Annotated in this window: 17 protein-coding genes; 15 read left to right on the top strand and 2 right to left on the bottom strand. The window is 58.8% G+C overall.

The window, feature by feature from the left end; genetic code table 11:
* Positions 1 to 59 precede the first annotated feature (59 nt).
* The 6 genes from FHC51_RS08375 (at position 60) to opgB (ending at position 5,645) form a co-directional block, all read left to right on the top strand.
* Positions 60 to 701: a TetR family transcriptional regulator gene (locus FHC51_RS08375; protein WP_114315952.1), complete on the top strand. Its 642-nt coding sequence runs from the start codon at positions 60 to 62 to the stop codon at positions 699 to 701.
* 30 nt (positions 702 to 731) lie between these two features.
* Positions 732 to 1,160: an organic hydroperoxide resistance protein gene (locus tag FHC51_RS08370; RefSeq protein WP_103823162.1), complete on the top strand. Its 429-nt coding sequence runs from the start codon at positions 732 to 734 to the stop codon at positions 1,158 to 1,160.
* Between the two features lie 105 nt (positions 1,161 to 1,265).
* Positions 1,266 to 1,811 (top strand): primosomal protein DnaT, encoded by a 546-nt coding sequence (dnaT, locus tag FHC51_RS08365; RefSeq protein ID WP_103823161.1) that lies wholly within the window; start codon positions 1,266 to 1,268, stop codon positions 1,809 to 1,811.
* Positions 1,808 to 2,545 (top strand): DNA replication protein DnaC, encoded by a 738-nt coding sequence (gene dnaC, locus FHC51_RS08360; RefSeq protein ID WP_103823160.1) that lies wholly within the window; start codon positions 1,808 to 1,810, stop codon positions 2,543 to 2,545. The genes dnaT and dnaC overlap by 4 nt, the downstream gene beginning before the upstream one ends.
* Positions 2,546 to 2,628: 83 nt before the next feature.
* Positions 2,629 to 3,138 (top strand): DUF2501 domain-containing protein, encoded by a 510-nt coding sequence (locus FHC51_RS08355; protein ID WP_156237731.1) that lies wholly within the window; start codon positions 2,629 to 2,631, stop codon positions 3,136 to 3,138.
* A gap of 215 nt (positions 3,139 to 3,353) precedes the next feature.
* The gene (gene opgB, locus FHC51_RS08350; RefSeq protein ID WP_220435317.1) at positions 3,354 to 5,645 is read left to right on the top strand and encodes a phosphatidylglycerol--membrane-oligosaccharide glycerophosphotransferase; all 2,292 of its coding nucleotides are present in this window, start codon (positions 3,354 to 3,356) and stop codon (positions 5,643 to 5,645) included.
* Positions 5,646 to 5,762: 117 nt separating this feature from the next.
* On the opposite strand, the gene tsr is transcribed toward opgB, so the two are convergent.
* Together tsr and hpaR are read right to left on the bottom strand one after the other, a co-directional pair.
* Positions 5,763 to 7,427, bottom strand: a complete 1,665-nt coding sequence (gene tsr / locus FHC51_RS08345) for a methyl-accepting chemotaxis protein (RefSeq protein ID WP_114388004.1) — start codon at positions 7,425 to 7,427, stop codon at positions 5,763 to 5,765.
* Between the two features lie 85 nt (positions 7,428 to 7,512).
* Positions 7,513 to 7,953: a homoprotocatechuate degradation operon regulator HpaR gene (gene hpaR, locus FHC51_RS08340; RefSeq protein WP_103178148.1), complete on the bottom strand. Its 441-nt coding sequence runs from the start codon at positions 7,951 to 7,953 to the stop codon at positions 7,513 to 7,515.
* Positions 7,954 to 8,225: 272 nt separating this feature from the next.
* On the opposite strand from hpaR, the gene hpaG reads away from it, so the two are divergent.
* From hpaG to hpaB, 9 genes are all read left to right on the top strand, one after another.
* Complete coding sequence (gene hpaG / locus FHC51_RS08335; protein WP_220435316.1) at positions 8,226 to 9,500, top strand: 4-hydroxyphenylacetate degradation bifunctional isomerase/decarboxylase; 1,275 nt, start codon at positions 8,226 to 8,228, stop codon at positions 9,498 to 9,500.
* Entirely contained in the window at positions 9,500 to 10,966 is a 1,467-nt protein-coding gene (gene hpaE / locus FHC51_RS08330; RefSeq protein ID WP_220435315.1) for a 5-carboxymethyl-2-hydroxymuconate semialdehyde dehydrogenase, read from the top strand. Before hpaG ends, hpaE begins: the two co-directional genes overlap by 1 nt.
* 1 nt (position 10,967) lies before the next feature.
* A complete protein-coding gene (hpaD, locus tag FHC51_RS08325) occupies positions 10,968 to 11,819 on the top strand; it encodes a 3,4-dihydroxyphenylacetate 2,3-dioxygenase (RefSeq protein ID WP_220435314.1) in 852 nt (283 codons plus the stop codon).
* Between the two features lie 9 nt (positions 11,820 to 11,828).
* Positions 11,829 to 12,209, top strand: coding sequence for a 5-carboxymethyl-2-hydroxymuconate Delta-isomerase (locus FHC51_RS08320; RefSeq protein ID WP_156237721.1), 381 nt, complete (start codon positions 11,829 to 11,831; stop codon positions 12,207 to 12,209).
* Between the two features lie 99 nt (positions 12,210 to 12,308).
* On the top strand, positions 12,309 to 13,112 hold the full coding sequence (gene hpaH / locus FHC51_RS08315) for a 2-oxo-hept-4-ene-1,7-dioate hydratase (protein WP_220435313.1): 804 nt from the start codon (positions 12,309 to 12,311) through the stop codon (positions 13,110 to 13,112).
* A gap of 10 nt (positions 13,113 to 13,122) precedes the next feature.
* On the top strand, positions 13,123 to 13,920 hold the full coding sequence (gene hpaI / locus FHC51_RS08310; protein ID WP_220435312.1) for a 4-hydroxy-2-oxoheptanedioate aldolase: 798 nt from the start codon (positions 13,123 to 13,125) through the stop codon (positions 13,918 to 13,920).
* 21 nt (positions 13,921 to 13,941) lie between these two features.
* The gene (hpaX, locus tag FHC51_RS08305) at positions 13,942 to 15,294 is read left to right on the top strand and encodes a 4-hydroxyphenylacetate permease (RefSeq protein WP_220436668.1); all 1,353 of its coding nucleotides are present in this window, start codon (positions 13,942 to 13,944) and stop codon (positions 15,292 to 15,294) included.
* 9 nt (positions 15,295 to 15,303) lie between these two features.
* Positions 15,304 to 16,194: a 4-hydroxyphenylacetate catabolism regulatory protein HpaA gene (gene hpaA, locus FHC51_RS08300; RefSeq protein WP_220435311.1), complete on the top strand. Its 891-nt coding sequence runs from the start codon at positions 15,304 to 15,306 to the stop codon at positions 16,192 to 16,194.
* Positions 16,195 to 16,414: 220 nt separating this feature from the next.
* A complete protein-coding gene (gene hpaB / locus FHC51_RS08295; protein ID WP_220435310.1) occupies positions 16,415 to 17,977 on the top strand; it encodes a 4-hydroxyphenylacetate 3-monooxygenase, oxygenase component in 1,563 nt (520 codons plus the stop codon).
* Positions 17,978 to 17,986: the final 9 nt, after the last annotated feature.

Here is a 17,986-nt window from a genome sequence, read left to right as displayed (position 1 = left end):
GTTCTCCCGCTGCCGTGGTGATAATCCTCTGCTCTCATGTGGCTAAGTAAGGAGCAGATGTGTCTAACCCCGGCAGCGAAAACGCGGAAAACGGCGACGGCTCCCGCCTGAAAGACAAAATCTTCCTCAGCGCCCTCTCGCTGTTTGCCGAGTACGGGCTTAACGGCGCACGCATGGAGCAGATCGCCGAGAAAGCGGGCACCACCAAACGGATGGTGGTGTATCACTTTAAGACCAAAGAGAACCTCTACCTGCTGGTGCTGGAATATGTCTACACCCAGATCCGCGCCAGTGAAAAACAGCTCAGTCTGGATGCGATGCCGCCGGTAGAAGCGCTGGTGCAGCTGGTGGAAACCACCTTTGACTATCATGCCGACCATCCGGACTACATTCGCATTATCTGCATGGAGAACATGCAGCGGGGCCGGTTTATGCAGCAGTCGGCCTTGCTGCGACAGGTGAACCGCAGCGCGCTGGATCTGCTGGAAACCATCCTCAAACGCGGCAAAGAGAAGCAACTCTTTAACCAGACGGTGAACGCCCGGGATCTGCACCGCCTCATCAGCAGTTTCAGCTTTCACTATGTGGCTAACAGTTACACCTTCACCCTGCTGTTTGAGGATGGCGCCGATGAGCAGGCCCAGCGGCAACACTATCGAAAAATGGCGGTTCAGGTTGCCTTGCGTTATACCTGTCCTTAGCGCAAACAACCCTGAGATAAGGAACCCACCATGTCTTTAGAAAAAGTTGTCTATACCGCCAAAGCCAAAGCCACCGGAGGCCGTGATGGCCGCGCCACTTCGTCCGACGGCGTACTGGATGTCAAACTGGGCGTCCCCAAAGAGATGGGCGGCGCGGGCGGTGAAGTGACCAACCCGGAACAACTGTTCGCGGCGGGCTACTCAGCCTGTTTTCTCGGCGCCATGAAATTTGTGGCTAACCGCGACAAAATCACTATGCCGCAGGACGCCTTTATTGAGGGCGAAGTGGGGATCGGTCCGCTGCCAACCGGGTTTGGCATCGAAGCGAAACTGAATATTCACCTGCCGGGAATGGACGCCGATGAGGCGAAAAAGCTGGTGGATGCGGCGCACATTGTCTGCCCGTACTCTAACGCCACCCGCAACAATATCGATGTGACGCTGAATATTATCTCCTGATTTTTCAGGGGGTCAGGGAGCGGGTTTCAGACCCCTGCCTGCCCCCTCCTCTCTGTGCTACCATAAGCCCATATCTCGTCCGCAGTAACTCAGTAGAGAAGTATTATGTCCTCCAGAATCCTGACCACCAGCGTCACTGGCATTGATGCCTTTATGCACGATCCCCGCGGCGTGCTGTCCAGGGCGCAAGGCGGTACTGTCGCCGTTTTCGCCGACAATGCACCGGCTTTTTACGCCATCACGCCGCAGCGTCTGGCCGAGCTGCTGGAGCTGGAAGCGCGCCTGTCGCGCCCGGCCAGTGACGTCACTCTGGATACCCAATTCTTCGAGGAACCCACCAGCGCGCCGGTGGCGGTGCCGATGGGCAAATTCGCCATGTATAACGGCTGGCAGCCGGATCCCGACTTCCAGCGTCAGGCGGCGCTGTGGGGCATTGCCCTCACCCAGCCCGTCGCCCCGGAAGAGCTGGCCGCCTTTACCGCGTACTGGCAGGCGGAAGGGAAAGTCTTTCACCATATTCAGTGGCAGCAGAAGCTGGCGCGCAGCGTACAGATCAACCGGGCCAGCAGCGGCAACCAGGCCAGACGCGATGTGAATACCTTTTCAGAACCGGATAAACAGATCCCCCACGGATTCCGAGGTGCCAAATGAAAGAGTTCGGCGAACTGATGAAACGTCTGCAGAAGATCATGCCCGCTAACGTCAAACCGGCCTTTACCACCGGTGAAGAGCTGCTGGCGTGGCAAAAAGAGCAGGGTAAGATCCGCGCGGCGGCGCTGGCACGGGAGAACCGCGCCATGAAGATGCAGCGCACCTTTAACCGCTCCGGCATTCGTCCTCTGCATCAGAACTGCTCCTTCGACAATTATAACGTCGAGACCCAGGGACAACTCCAGGCGCTGCAACAGGCGCGCCAGTACGTAGAAGAGTTCGACGGCAACATCGCCAGCTTTATCTTCAGCGGCAAGCCGGGCACCGGCAAAAACCATCTCGCGGCGGCCATCTGCAACGAACTGCTGCTGCGCGGTAAATCGGTGCTGATCATCACCGTGGCTGACATCATGTCGGCGATGAAAGATACCTTCAGCAACCGGGAGACCAGCGAAGAACAGCTTTTGAACGATCTGAGTAATGTCGATCTGCTGGTGATCGACGAAATCGGCGTGCAGACCGAATCACGCTATGAAAAAGTGATCATCAACCAGATTGTTGATCGCCGCTCCTCCTCCAAGCGCCCGACCGGTATGCTGACCAACCATAACGTTGAAGAGATGACCCGTCTGCTGGGCGAGCGGGTGATGGATCGCATGAAACTCGGTAACAGCCTGTATGTGATTTTTGACTGGGAAAGCTATCGCAGCCGCGTTACCGGTAAAGAGTATTAGGATATTTACCCAAGTCCTGCGCTGTCGCGAGGTTTATACTGGCTGCCACTCCGCCCCGGCGGGCAATCGACAGAGTAGGTCTTATGAAAACACATTTTCTTCTTAGCGCCGCAGTCAGCGCCCTCCTGATGACGGGTGCAGCCCAGGCGGCCTCCTCCTGGCAGGATACGCTCAACAGCGCCGCCAGCCAGCTCAGCGCGGGCAGTAGCAGCAACAGCACCACCACAACCTCCCAGAACGGTGGCCTCTCCCTCTCCTCGCTCACCGGTCTGCTCAACAATGGCGGCCAGTCGCTCTCTGCCAGCAACATGAATAACGCAGCCGGGATCCTCGAGTACTGCGCGAAAGAGAAGCTGGCCTCGATGACCGACGCGACCAACATTAAAAATCAGGTGCTGGGTAAGCTGGGTCTCGACACCCAGGAAGAGCAGCAGCAGGACACCAACTATCTGGAAGGGATCCAGGGTCTGCTGAATGCCAATAACGGTGAGCAGCTGAACCTGGAAACCATCGGCAACTCGCCGCTGGCGAAGAAGGTCAAAGCCCAGGCCTGTGATTTTGTCCTGAAACAGGGCATGAGCTTTATCTCTTAATCCCCGATACGCCGCGACGACTGCCGCGGCGTTTCTCCCCTTCCCCGCAGAAAGCGACGCCCGTCAAACATTCGATTTTCTAAACCAAATCCTAACAACAGCACAATTGCGTGACACTACAATTGCAGCTTGATGGCATCGCCATTACATTGGATCACCCAAAAATTAAACAGTTAATCCGCCGATCGGCGGATGCCTTTGTTGAGGATAAGCTGTTGTCAGAGTTCATTTCTATTGCCCTGTTTATCGCCTCGGTTGTTATCTATTCCCGCAAAGCGGGTCGTAACCCCTGGTGGTTTGCCGTCACCCTTCTGGTGCTGGGGCTTTTTGTCGTACTGAACATTACTCTCTACGCCAGTGACTACTTTACCGGCGATGGCATTAACGATGCCGTCCTCTATACCCTGACCAACAGTCTGACCGGCGCCGGGGTTAGTAAGTACATACTTCCTGGTATTGGCGTGGTGGTTGCGCTGGTGGCGGTATTTGGCCTGCTGGGCTGGATCCTGCGCCGCCGCCGTCATCATCCGCATCACCTCGGCTACAGCCTGCTGGCGCTGGTGTTGGCCCTCGCCTCGGTGGATGCCAGCCCGGCGTTTCACCAGATCACCGAGCTGGTGAAATCGCAATCTCGCGATGGCGATCCCGACTTTACGGCTTATTACAAAGAGCCGGGTAAAACCATTCCGAACCCGAAACTCAACCTGGTCTATATCTATGGCGAAAGCCTGGAGCGCACCTACTTTGATAATGACGCCTTCCCGGATCTCGCGCCGGAGCTGGGTGCTATCAAAAACGAAGGGATCGATTTCAGCCACACCGCGCAGCTGCCCGGCACCGATTACACCATCGCCGGCATGGTCGCCTCCCAGTGTGGCATTCCGCTGTTCGCCCCGTTTGAAGGCAACGCCTCGGCATCGGTGTCGAGCTTCTTCCCGCAGAATATCTGTCTCGGCGATATCCTGAAAAACTCCGGGTACGAGAACTATTTCATGCAGGGTGCCAACCTGCGTTTTGCCGGGAAAGATGTGTTCCTGAAGTCCCACGGTTTTGACCATCTGTACGGTGCAGAAGAGTTAAAAACCACCGTCGCGGATCCGACCTACCGTAACGACTGGGGCTTCTATGACGATACGGTGCTGGATGAAACCTGGAAAAAGTTCGAGGCGCTGTCACAGTCCGGCAAACGTTTCTCACTGTTTGCCCTGACGGTGGACACCCACCACCCGGATGGCTTTATCTCCCGTACCTGCCAGCGCAAGAGCTATGCCCTTGAGGGCAAACCCAATCAATCCTTCAGCGCGGTGGGCTGTAGCCAGGAGCACATTGCGGCGCTGATCGAAAAAATCAAAGCCTCGCCGTACTTCAAAAACACGGTGATCGTGGTTTCCTCCGATCATCTGGCGATGAAAAACACCGCCTGGGATGCGCTGAACAAGCACGACCGCAGCAACCTGTTCTTTATCCTGCGTGGCGATAAGCCGCAGCAGGAGGTGATGGCCGTGAAGCGCAACACCATGGATAACGGCGCGACGGTGCTGGATATTCTCGGCGGGGATAACTTTATCGGCCTGGGCCGCAGCAGCCTCTCCGGGCAGTCGCTGTCTGAAGTGTTCCTCAACATGAAGGAAAAAGTGCTGGCGTGGAAACCGGACGTCATTCGCCTGTGGAATTTCCCGAAAGAGCTGAAAGAGTTCACCATCGACAGCCAGAAAAATATGATGGCCTTCTCCGGCAGCCACTTCCGCCTGCCGCTGCTGCTGCGCGTTTCCGATAAGCGGGTCGAACCGCTGCCGGAAAGCGAATACTCCGCTCCGCTGCGCTACCAGCTGGCGGACTTTGCCCCGCGGGATAACTTCGTCTGGGTTGACCGCTGCTACAAGATGGGTCAGCTCTGGTCGCAACCGCTGGCGCTCTCCACTGACTGGTGTGTTTCTCAGGGCCAGTTAGGCGGCGAGCAGACCGTGCAGCATGTCGATAAAGCGCAGTGGAAGGGCAAAACGGCCTTTAAAGATACGGTGATCAGCACCGATCGCTACCAGCGCAACGTCGATATGCTCAAGGTGTCCGACAACGACATTCGCTACAAGGCTGACAGCTTCGTCTTTAACGTGGCCGGTGCGCCCGAAGAGGTGAAGAAGTTCAGTGGCATTTCGCGCCCGGAATCCTGGGGACGCTGGTCCAACGCCCAACTGGGTGATGAAGTGAAGATCGAATACAACCAGCCGCTGCCGGCGAAATTCGATCTGGTGATCACCGCCAAAGCCTGGGGGCCGAACGCCAACAAACCGATTCCGGTACGCATTGGTGATAAAGAGCAGACCCTGACGCTGGGGAATGAGGTTACTACCACGACGCTGCATTTCGACAACCCGTCGCACAGCAGCACGCTGGTGATTGTTCCGCCTGCACCGGAATCCACCAACGAGGGGAATATTCTCGGCCACTCTCCGCGCCAGCTGGGGATCGGTATGGTGGAGATCAAAGTGGTGAACGCGGAAGGGTAATCGAAGGAGAGTGCCGGGTAGCGCTGCGCTTACCCGGCATGGGAAACCGTAGGCCCGTGCAAGCCAGGCGCCGCCGGGCATAAAAAGCGCCCTGCCTGAACAGGGCGCTTTTTTACATCAGAAGGTTTCCCAGTTGTCACCGCTGTCGGTAACGGCCGCTTTGCGCGTCGTCACCGGCGACATCACGGTTTTCACCGCCGCGTGTGAATGGGCTTTCTGCTGCTCCTGCTGAATGCGGAACACCGCCACTGCCTGAGTCAGACGGCTCGCCTGCTCTTCCAGTGCCGCCGCTGCCGCCGCAGATTCCTGCACCAGCGAGGCGTTCTGCTGGGTGACGCGATCCATCTCGGCCACCGCCAGACCCACCTGGTCGATCCCGCGGCTCTGCTCGTCAGAGGCAGAGGCGATCTCACCCATGATGTCGGTCACGCGGGTCACCGCGCTGACGATTTCACCCATGGTCTCACCGGCGCTTTCCACCAGCGTGGAACCCACTTCGACGCGACCCACGGAGTCTTCAATCAGGCTCTTGATCTCACGTGCCGCCTGGGCGCTGCGCTGGGCCAGGTTACGGACTTCACCCGCTACCACCGCAAAGCCACGACCCTGCTCACCGGCACGCGCCGCTTCTACCGCCGCGTTCAGCGCCAGGATGTTGGTCTGGAAGGCAATACCGTCGATCACGCTGATGATGTCAGCAATCTTCTGGGAACTTCCGGCGATGTCACGCATGGTTTGCACCACGTTATCCACCACTTTGCCGCCTTTCTGCGCGGTTTCGGATGCGCTCAGCGCCAGATGGCTCGCCTGACGGGCGTTCTCGGCGTTCTGCTTCACGGTGGCGGTCAGCTCTTCCATGCTGGCTGCGGTCTCTTCCAGCGAGGCCGCCTGCTGCTCGGTACGGGAGGAGAGATCGTTGTTGCCCATGGAGATTTCGCTCGCGCCGCTGTAGATGGCGTTAGCGCCATTACGTACGTCGCCGACGGTACGCATCAGTTCAGCCTGCATGTGACGCAGCGTATCGGCCAGCTGGCCCATCTCGTTAGAACCTTCCACTTCGATGCGTTTCACCAGATCGCCGCTGGCGATATGACGAATGCTGTCAGTCAGACGGTTCAGCGGAGAGATCAGGGCGTGACGGATACCCAGCCACACGCCGACAATTACCACCAGCACCAGGATCAGCACGCTGAGCAGGATCCAGAGGGCCTGGCTGTAAGAGCTGTTGCTGTCGTCCACGGCGGTCTGATACAGATGATCGTTCTGCTGCAGATAGTTAACGTACTGCTTCTCAAAGCCATCCTGGTAGCTCTGGGTCGGCTGATCGAAGAACTCATTGATCTTGCCTGCGCCCAGCAGCTGGATCAGTTCGGCCAGCGCACCATGATAGATATCGTAGTTACGTTTGATTTCCAGCGCGGCGCCTTCACTCTGACGCGGGTCACGCGGCAGGGCTTCGTACTCCGCCCAGCTTTTTTCCGCCTGCTTCAGTGAAGCAGCCGCAATCTGCATCAGATCGTTCACGGTGGCACCGCTACCGATGTTGTTCTGATCCATCATGTAGCGGATGCCCGCGCGGTTCAGGGTGTTACGGGTTTGCAGCAACGCTACCCAGCTGCTGTTAAGCGTGGACTGTTGCTGACGAATGGTTTGCAGGACGGTGAAGTTTTCTTTGTCATGCTTCAGGGCATTAAAGAAAAGGCCACCGGATGTGAGCTGTAATAAGCCAAAAATAACTAATACCAGCAATAAGCTAGTAACAATCTTGATACGATTTAACATGATTTCTCATTCCACCAGACAGGTACAGAATTTTCGGCCTGGAATGGGAAAACTTTACGGAAATTGTGTTGATGACCGCAGCGATCTACTCCTCTTCCTGGCTGTTAACCTGCCCATCGCCCAGCGCAATAAACTCCTGTAGCAGGGCCGTCAGCTGCTGCATTTTCTCCGGCGTGTACCGCGCCTCAATCTGCTGATAGGCCTCTTCCACCTGCGCCTGGGCGCGTTCATACAGGGCGTTCCCCTCTTTGGTGAGCGAAACATAGAGCTTGCGCTGGTCGTTGAGCGGCTTTAAGCGCAGCACCAGCCCGTCACGCTCCATACGCGTCAGGATCCCGGTCAGGCTTGGGCGCAGAATACAGGTGCGGAAGGCCAGGTCATGAAAATCCATCGACGGATGTTCCGCCAGTACGCGCACGATCCGCCACTGCTGCTCCGTCAGATTCTGCTGCTTGATAATCGGGCGAAAAAAGGTCATCGCGGTTTCCCGCGCCTGGAGTAGTGCGATAGTTAACGAATCGTGCATGGCGCTCCCACCTCAACATCATTAATAACGAAACAATCAATGCATAACGCTCTCTCTGCGCACCAGCGGCGCGACTGAAAAGTCTAACAGATATCACATTAAAATATTAACTAACTGATATATATGACTAATATATCGTAAATGTAAATTTATTGTTATCAATATCACAAAATATTCACTTCTGTTTGCCAAACACACAGTGAGGGGCTAAAACCTAATCATTAACATATTAATGAACTCAAAACCCGTAACCCGGGCCAGAGGAGAAAGTGATGAAAGGTACTGTTTTCGCGGTGGCACTCAATCACCGTAGCCAGCTTGATGCCTGGCGTGACGCATTTAACCAGCCCCCATACAACACGCCACCGAAAACCGCCGTCTGGTTTATTAAACCGCGCAATACCCTGATCCGCGCCGGTGATGCCATCCCGCATCCTGAAGGGGAACAGGTACTGAGCGGTGCCACGGTGGCGCTGATTGTCGGCAAGACCGCGAGCAAAGTCAGCCCGGAAGAGGCCGCCGACTACATTGCCGGGTACGCGCTGGCAAACGAGGTAAGCCTGCCGGAAAAGAGCTTCTACCGCCCGGCGATCAAAGCCAAATGCCGGGACGGCTTTTGCCCGCTGGGTGAACTCGCCGCCGTCGACAACGTGGATAACCTGACCATCATCACCGAGATCAACGGCCGCGAAGCAGACCACTGGAATACCGCCGATTTGCAGCGTAACGCCGCTGAACTGCTGAGCGCCCTGAGTGAGTTTGCAACGCTCAACCCCGGCGACGCGATTCTGCTCGGCACTCCGCACTCGCGCGTGCCGCTCCAGCCAGGCGACCGCGTGCGCATTCTGGCGGAAGGCTTCCCGACGCTGGAAAACCCGGTTGTCAATGAACGCGACGTCGCCATCGCTCAGGGTGCAAACCCTCACCCCACGCTGTTTGCCCTCGGCCTGAACTACGCCGATCACGCCAGCGAGCTGGACTTCAAGCCGCCGACCGAGCCGCTGGTGTTTATCAAAGCGCCGAACACCTTTAACGGTGACAACCAGACTTCGGTGCGTCCGGACAACGTTGAGTACATGCACTACGAAGCGGAGCTGGTGGTGGTGATCGGCAAAACCGCGCGTAAGGTCAGCGAAGCCGAGGCGATGGACTATGTCGCGGGCTATACGGTCTGCAACGACTACGCCATCCGCGACTACCTGGAAAACTACTATCGCCCCAACCTGCGGGTCAAAAGCCGCGACGGGTTAACCCCCATCAGCCCCAACATCGTGCCAAAAGCGGCCATTCCTGACCCGCATAACTTAACCCTGCGCACCTTCGTCAATGGCGAGCTGCGCCAGCAAGGGACCACGGCCGATCTGATCTTCAGCATCCCGTTCCTGATTGCGTACTTAAGTGAATTTATGACCCTGCAGCCGGGGGACATGATCGCTACCGGCACGCCGAAAGGGCTCGCCGACGTGCGCCCGGGGGATGAAGTGGTGGTGGAAGTGGAAGGCGTTGGCCGTCTGGTCAACCGGATTGTCAGCGAGGAGGCCAAATAATGAAAAAGATTAACCACTGGATCAACGGTAAGAACGTCGCGGGTAACGACTATTTCCACACCACCAACCCGGCCTCCGGCGAGGTGCTGGCAGAAGTCGCCTCCGGCGGAGAAGCGGAAATTCATCAGGCCGTCGCCGCCGCCAAAGAAGCCTTCCCGAAATGGGCCAACCTGCCGATGAAGGAGCGCGCGCGCCTGATGCGTCGCCTGGGCGATCTGATCGACCAGAACGTGCCGGAAATTGCCGCGATGGAGACTGCCGACACCGGCCTGCCGATCCACCAGACTAAAAACGTGCTGATCCCGCGCGCCTCGCACAACTTCGAATTCTTCGCCGAGGTGTGCCAGCAGATGAACGGCAAAACCTACCCGGTCGACGACAAGATGCTCAATTACACCCTGGTACAGCCGGTGGGGGTTTGCGCCCTGGTCTCGCCGTGGAACGTACCCTTTATGACCGCCACCTGGAAGGTTGCGCCTTGCCTGGCGCTGGGTAACACCGCGGTACTGAAGATGTCTGAACTCTCCCCGCTGACCGCCGACCGTCTGGGCGAGCTGGCGCTGGAGGCGGGTATTCCGGCGGGGGTGCTGAATGTGGTGCAGGGCTATGGTGCCACGGCTGGCGATGCGCTGGTACGCCATCAGGACGTGCGGGCCGTGTCGTTCACCGGCGGTACCGCCACCGGACGGCGCATCATGCAGAGCGCCGGGCTGAAAAAATACTCCATGGAGCTGGGGGGTAAATCGCCGGTACTGATTTTTGAAGATGCCGATATCGAACGCGCGCTGGACGCCGCCCTGTTCACCATCTTCTCTATCAACGGCGAACGCTGCACCGCGGGCTCGCGCATCTTCATCCAGCAGAGCATCTACCCGGAATTCGTCAAACGCTTCGCCGAGCGCGCCAACCGCCTGCGGGTGGGTGACCCGACCGATCCGAACACCCAGATTGGGGCGCTCATCAGCCAGCAGCACTGGGAGAAAGTCTCCGGCTATATCCGCCTCGGCATTGAGGAGGGGGCGACCCTGCTGGCGGGCGGCCCGGACAAACCAACCGATCTGCCTGCCCATCTGAAAGGCGGCAACTTCCTGCGCCCAACAGTGCTGGCGGATGTCGACAACCGCATGCGCGTGGCCCAAGAGGAGATCTTTGGGCCAGTGGCCTGCCTGCTGCCGTTTAAGGACGAAGCGGAAGGGCTGCGCCTGGCCAACGACGTGGAGTACGGCCTGGCGTCCTACATCTGGACCCAGGATGTCAGCAAGGTGCTGCGTCTGGCGCGCAATATCGAAGCGGGCATGGTGTTTGTGAACACCCAGAACGTGCGCGATCTGCGCCAGCCGTTTGGCGGCGTGAAGGCCTCCGGCACCGGACGCGAAGGCGGCGAGTACAGCTTTGAAGTCTTCGCCGAGATGAAGAACGTCTGCATCTCCATGGGCGACCATCCGATCCCGAAATGGGGGGTATGAAATGGGCAAGTTAGCGTTAGCAGCAAAAATCACCCACGTTCCGTCGATGTATCTCTCTGAGATCCCGGGTAAAAACTTTGGCTGCCGTCAGGGGGCCATCGACGGGCATAAAGAGATCGGTAGACGCTGCCGCGAGATGGGTGTGGACACCATTATCGTCTTCGACACCCACTGGCTGGTGAACAGCGCCTATCACATCAACTGTGCGGACCATTTTTCGGGCGTCTACACCAGCAATGAGCTGCCGCACTTTATCCGCGACATGACCTACGACTACAACGGCAACCCGGCGCTGGGCCAGCTGATTGCCGACGAGGCGGTGAAGCTTGGCGTGCGCGCTAAAGCGCACAACATTCCGAGCCTGAAGCTGGAGTACGGCACCCTGGTGCCGATGCGCTACATGAACGTCGACAAGCATTTCAAGGTGGTCTCCATCTCGGCCTTCTGTACGGTGCATGATTTCGCCGACAGCCGCAGGCTGGGCGAGGCCATCCTGAGCGCCATCGAGAAATATGACGGCACCGTGGCGGTGCTCGCCAGCGGCTCGCTCTCACACCGCTTTATTGACGACCAGCGCGCCGAAGAGGGGATGAACAGCTACACCCGCGAGTTTGATCGCCAGATGGACGAGCGGGTGGTAAAGCTGTGGCGTGAAGGTCAGTTCAAAGAGTTTTGCAGCATGCTGCCGGAGTACGCCGACTGCTGCTACGGCGAAGGCAACATGCACGACACGGTGATGCTGCTGGGCATGCTCGGCTGGGACAAATACGACGGCAAGGTGGAGTTTCTCACCGAGCTGTTCCCCAGCTCCGGCACCGGTCAGGTTAACGCCGTTTTCCCTCTGCCCGCATAAGGATGTCCCATGCCGCACTTTATTGCTGAATGCACCGACAACATCCGCGACCAGGCCGACCTGCCGGGCCTGTTCGCCAAAGTCAACGAGGCGCTGGCCGCCACGGGTATCTTCCCCCTCGGCGGCATCCGCAGCCGCGCGCACTGGCTGGACACCTGGCAGATGGCCGACGGTAAGCACGACTACGCCTTTGTGCATATGACGCTGAAGATCGGCGCGGGCCGCAGCCTTGAGAGCCGTCAGCAGGTGGGGGAGATGCTATTTACGTTGATTAAAGACCACTTCGCCGGGCTGATGGACGCTCGTTACCTGGCGCTGTCGTTTGAAATCGACGAGCTGCACCCGACGCTGAACTTCAAACAGAACAACGTGCACGCCTTGTTTAAGTAGCGCGCCCTCATGCCCGGTGGCGCTGCGCCACCCGGCAAACAGCAGCATCAACCGTAGGCCGGGTAAGCGTAGCGCCACCCGGCAAAACAGGATATCGCCATGCTCGACAAACAGACCCATACCCTGATTGCCCATCGCCTGCATCAGGCGGAACAGACCCGGGAGCAGATCCGTGCGATCTCGCTGGATTACCCGCAGATCACCATCGACGACGCCTACGCCGTCCAGCGCGAATGGGTGAGCCTGAAAATCGCCGAAGGCCGCGTGCTGAAAGGCCACAAGATCGGCCTCACCTCAAAAGCAATGCAGGCCAGCTCGCAGATCAGCGAGCCGGACTACGGCGCCCTGCTGGACGACATGTTCTTCCACGACGGCAGCGATATCCCTACCGACCGCTTTATCGTCCCACGCATTGAGGTGGAGCTGGCCTTCGTGCTGGCGAAACCGCTGCGGGGCCCGAACTGCACGATGTTCGACGTCTACAACGCCACAGACTACGTCATCCCCGCGCTGGAGCTGATCGACGCCCGCTGCCACAACATCGATCCGGAAACCCAGCGCCCGCGCAAAGTGTTCGACACCATCTCCGATAACGCCGCCAACGCCGGGGTGATCCTCGGTGGCCGCCCGATCCGCCCGGACGAGCTGGATCTGCGCTGGATCTCTGCCCTGCTCTACCGCAACGGCGTGATCGAAGAGACCGGCGTTGCCGCTGGCGTGCTCAACCACCCGGCCAACGGCGTGGCGTGGCTGGCGAACAAGCTGGCGCCCTACGACGTGCAGCTGGAACCCGGCCAGATCATTCTCGGCGGCTCCTTTACCCGCCCGGTCGCGGCGAGCAAGGGCGATACCTTCCATGTGGACTACGGCAACATGGGCTCTATCAGCTGCCGCTTTGTGTAAGGAGACGACCATGGAAAACGCATTCAAAGCGGCACTGCAAGCGGGCAAACCCCAGATCGGCTTATGGCTGGGGCTGACCAGCAGCTACAGCGCCGAACTGCTGGCGGGGGCCGGCTTCGACTGGCTGCTGATCGACGGCGAGCACGCCCCTAACAACGTGCAGACCGTTCTGACCCAACTCCAGGCCATCGCCCCCTACCCCAGCCAGCCGGTGGTGCGCCCGTCGTGGAACGATCCGGTGCAGATCAAACAGCTGCTGGACGTGGGCGCGCAAACCTTGCTGGTGCCGATGGTGCAGAACGCCGACGAGGCCCGGCTGGCGGTACGCGCAACCCGCTACCCGCCGGCGGGTATTCGTGGCGTCGGCAGTGCGCTGGCCCGCGCGTCACGCTGGAATCGCATTCCCGATTACCTGCATCAGGCCAACGACGCCATGTGCGTGCTGGTACAGATTGAAACCCGCGAGGCGCTGAAAAACCTGCCGCAGATCCTGGATGTGGAGGGCGTCGACGGGGTGTTTATCGGCCCGGCGGACCTCAGCGCCGATATGGGCTTTGCTGGTAATCCACAGCATCCGGAGGTGCAGGCCGCCATCGAACAGGCGATCGCGCAGATCCGGGCTGCGGGCAAAGCGCCCGGCATCCTGATGGCGAACGAGCAGCTGGCGAAACGCTATCTCGAACTCGGGGCGCTGTTTGTCGCCGTCGGCGTGGACACCACCCTGCTCGCCCGCGGCGCCGAAGCGCTGGCGGCACGCTTTATCGATAAACCGGTTACGTCAGTTAATAACAATAAATCCGTCTATTGAACGGACACTGTGGAGCGCAACATCACGACCTCTACCCTGCACCCTGATAATAAAAAAGCCGTTGAACATCGCGTCATCAATAAGCTGTTTCGTCGTTTGATCGTGTTTCTCTTTATTCTCTTTGTCTTCTCGTTCCTTGACCGCATCAATATCGGCTTTGCCGGGCTGACGATGGGCAAAGATCTGGGCCTCACCTCCACCATGTTTGGCCTGGCCGCAACGCTCTTTTACGTCACCTACGTGCTGTGCGGGATCCCCAGCAATATCATGCTGGCGAAGATTGGCGCGCGCCGCTGGATCGCCGGAATCATGGTGGTGTGGGGCATCGCCTCGACCTGCACCATGTTCGCCACCAGCCCCGAAACCCTCTACGTGCTGCGTATGCTGGTGGGCATTGCCGAAGCCGGTTTCCTGCCGGGCATTCTGGTCTATCTCACCTGGTGGTTCCCCGCCTATCACCGCGCCCGCGCCAACGCGCTCTTTATGATCGCCATGCCGGTGACCATGATGCTGGGCTCGATCCTCTCCGGCTACATTCTGGCGCTGGACGGGCTGTGGAACCTGAAGGGCTGGCAGTGGCTGTTCCTGCTGGAAGGTCTGCCGTCGGTGGTGCTTGGGGTGGTGACCTGGTTCTTCCTGAACGACACGCCGGATCAGGCCACCTGGCTGGACGACGAAGAGAAGCAGACCCTGAAAACGATGATCGCCCGCGAGCAGGAGAACGCCGTGGCACATGCCGCCACGCCGCGCTCGACGCTGCGTGAAGTGCTGACCCCGGCGGTGCTGCTCTACACCCTGGCCTACTTCTGCCTGACCAACACGCTCAGCGCCATCAACATCTGGACGCCGCAGATCCTGCAAAGCTTCAACACCGGCAGCAGCAATATCGTGATCGGCCTGCTGGCGGCGATCCCGCAGTTTTGCACCATCCTCGGGATGATCTGGTGGAGCCGTCGCTCCGACAGGCTGAAAGAACGAAAAAAGCACACCATCCTGCCGTACCTTTTTGCGGCGGCGGGATGGCTGCTGGCGTCGGCGACCGATCACAGCCTGATCCAGCTGCTTGGCATCATCATGGCCTCAACCGGATCGTTTACCGCCATGGCGATCTTCTGGACCACGCCAGATCAGGTTATTAGCCTGCAATCCCGGGCGGTGGCGCTGGCGGTGATCAATGCTATCGGCAACGTCGGCTCCGCCGTCAGCCCGCTGTTGATCGGCATTTTGCGCGATGCCACCGGCAGCTTCAGCTCCGGGCTGTGGTTCGTGGCCGGGCTGCTGGTGGTGGGTGCGCTGGTGCTGACGCGTATTCCGATGTCCCGGCAGGAGAGCCGTGCAAACGTGCCGGACATGGCGACGCAGAAGATCCACTGAGGAGAGGTTATGTGCCAGAGCCCGATTACCAATATCGACATCAGCAAAGAGTACGACGAGAGCCTGGGGACGGACGATGTGCATTACCAGTCCTTTGCGCGTATGGCGGCCTTTTTTGGCCGCGATATGCAGGCCCATCGCCACGACCGCTATTTTCAGATGCACTTTCTTGATACCGGGCAGATTGAGCTGCAGCTGGACGATCACCGTTACTCGGTGCAGGCCCCGCTGTTTGTCCTCACCCCGCCCTCGGTGCCGCACGCATTTTTCACCGAATCGGACAGCGACGGGCACGTGCTGACGGTGCATGAGGATCTGATCTGGCCGCTGCTGGAAGTGCTCTACCCCGGCACCCGGGAGACCTTCGGGCTGCCGGGGATTTGCCTGTCGCTGGCCGATAAACCCGATGAGCTGGCGGCGCTTTCTCATTACTGGCGGCTGATTGAACGCGAATCCATCGCCCAGCTTCCCGCACGGGAGCACACCCTGGCACTGCTGGCGCAGGCGGTATTCACCCTGCTGCTGCGCAACGCAAAGCTCGACGATCACGAGGCCTACGGCATGCGCGGCGAACTGAAACTGTTCCAGCGCTTTACTCAGCTGGTTGACGCGCACTTCCACCAGCACTGGACAGTGCCGGAATATGCCAGCGAACTGCACCTCACCGAATCGCGACTGACTGACATCTGCCGCCGTTTCGCCAACCGGCCGCCGAAACGGCTCATCTTCGACCGACAGTTGCGCGAAGCAAGGCGGCTGCTGGTCTTCTCCGACAGCGCCGTGAATGAGATTGCCTGGCAGCTGGGATTCAAAGACCCGGCCTATTTCGCCCGGTTTTTTAACCGCTTAGTAGGGTGTTCGCCAAGCAAGTATCGGGCACAGAAAGTGCCAGTGTCGTGAATTTCCCCGGTGGCGCTGCGCTTACCGGGGCTACGGATTGTAGGCCGGGTAAGTGTTAGCGCCACCCGGCGAAACCCACCCCGATCACAAATCTTGCACCCGCCTGAAAAGTACCCGTCGTTGACCTATTCGTCCCTTCACGTCCTGCCGCTCTCACGCTTCAATTAAACAACAAAAACAAAACATAAATTTAACAAACCTATTCCGATACGAGGTCCCTATGAAACCTGAAGATTTCCGCGCGAGCACCACCCGCCCGTTAACCGGCGAAGAGTATCTGAAAAGCCTGCAAGATGGCCGTGAGATCTATATCTACGGCGAGCGCGTGAAAGATGTGACCACCCATCCGGCGTTTCGCAATGCGGCCGCCTCGGTCGCGCAGCTCTACGATGCGCTGCACAAACCTGACATGCAGGACACGCTCTGCTGGAACACCGATACCGGCAACGGCGGATACACCCATAAGTTCTTCCGCGTGGCGAAAAGTGCCGACGATCTGCGTCAGCAGCGCGATGCCATCGCCGAGTGGTCACGTCTGAGCTACGGCTGGATGGGGCGCACCCCGGATTACAAAGCGGCCTTCGGCTGCGCGCTGGGGGCGAATCCGGCCTTTTATGGTCAGTTCGAGCAGAACGCCCGCAACTGGTACACCCGTATCCAGGAAACCGGCCTGTACTTTAACCACGCCATCGTCAACCCACCGATCGATCGCCATAAACCGGCTGACGAAGTGAAAGATGTCTACATCAAGCTGGAGAAAGAGACCGACGCCGGGATCATCGTCAGCGGCGCGAAAGTGGTTGCTACCAACTCGGCGCTGACCCACTACAACATGATCGGTTTTGGCTCGGCACAGGTGATGGGGGATAACCCCGACTTCGCCCTGATGTTTGTCGCCCCGATGGACGCCGAAGGGGTGAAGCTGATCTCCCGCGCCTCCTACGAGCTGGTGGCTGGCGCGACCGGCTCCCCTTACGACTACCCGCTCACCAGCCGCTTCGACGAAAACGATGCCATTCTAGTGATGGATAATGTGCTGATCCCGTGGGAGAACGTGCTGATCTACCGCGATTTCGACCGCTGCCGCCGCTGGACCATGGAAGGCGGTTTCGCCCGCATGTATCCGCTACAGGCGTGTGTGCGTCTGGCAGTGAAGCTCGACTTCATTACCGCTCTGCTGAAAAAATCGCTGGAATGTACCGGCACTTCTGAGTTCCGCGGCGTGCAGGCCGATCTTGGTGAAGTGGTGGCCTGGCGCAACATGTTCTGGGCGCTCAGCGACTCCATGTGCTCAGAAGCCACACCGTGGGTAAACGGCGCCTACCTGCCGGACCACGCGGCGCTGCAAACCTACCGCGTGATGGCCCCGATGGCCTACGCGAAGATCAAAAACATCATCGAGCGCAACGTCACCAGCGGCCTGATCTACCTGCCGTCCAGCGCCCGCGACTTGAACAATCCGCAGATCGACAAATACCTGGCGAAATATGTGCGTGGCTCCAACGGCATGGACCACGTGGAGCGCATCAAGATTTTAAAACTGATGTGGGATGCCATCGGCAGCGAGTTTGGCGGTCGTCATGAGCTGTACGAGATCAACTACTCCGGTAGCCAGGATGAAATCCGCCTGCAGTGCCTGCGCCAGGCGCAGACCTCCGGCAACATGGACAAAATGATGGCGATGGTCGATCGCTGCCTGTCTGAGTACGACCAGAACGGCTGGACGGTTCCGCACCTGCACAACAACACCGATATCAACCTGCTGGACAAGCTGCTGAAATAAGGCAGCGGG

The sequence above is a fragment of the Leclercia sp. EC_58 genome, assembly GCF_019584355.1.
Taxonomy (GTDB): Bacteria; Pseudomonadota; Gammaproteobacteria; order Enterobacterales; family Enterobacteriaceae; genus Enterobacter.
The sequence above is the reverse complement of the archived record's forward strand: the minus strand, read 5'-3'. Positions and strand labels throughout refer to the sequence as shown.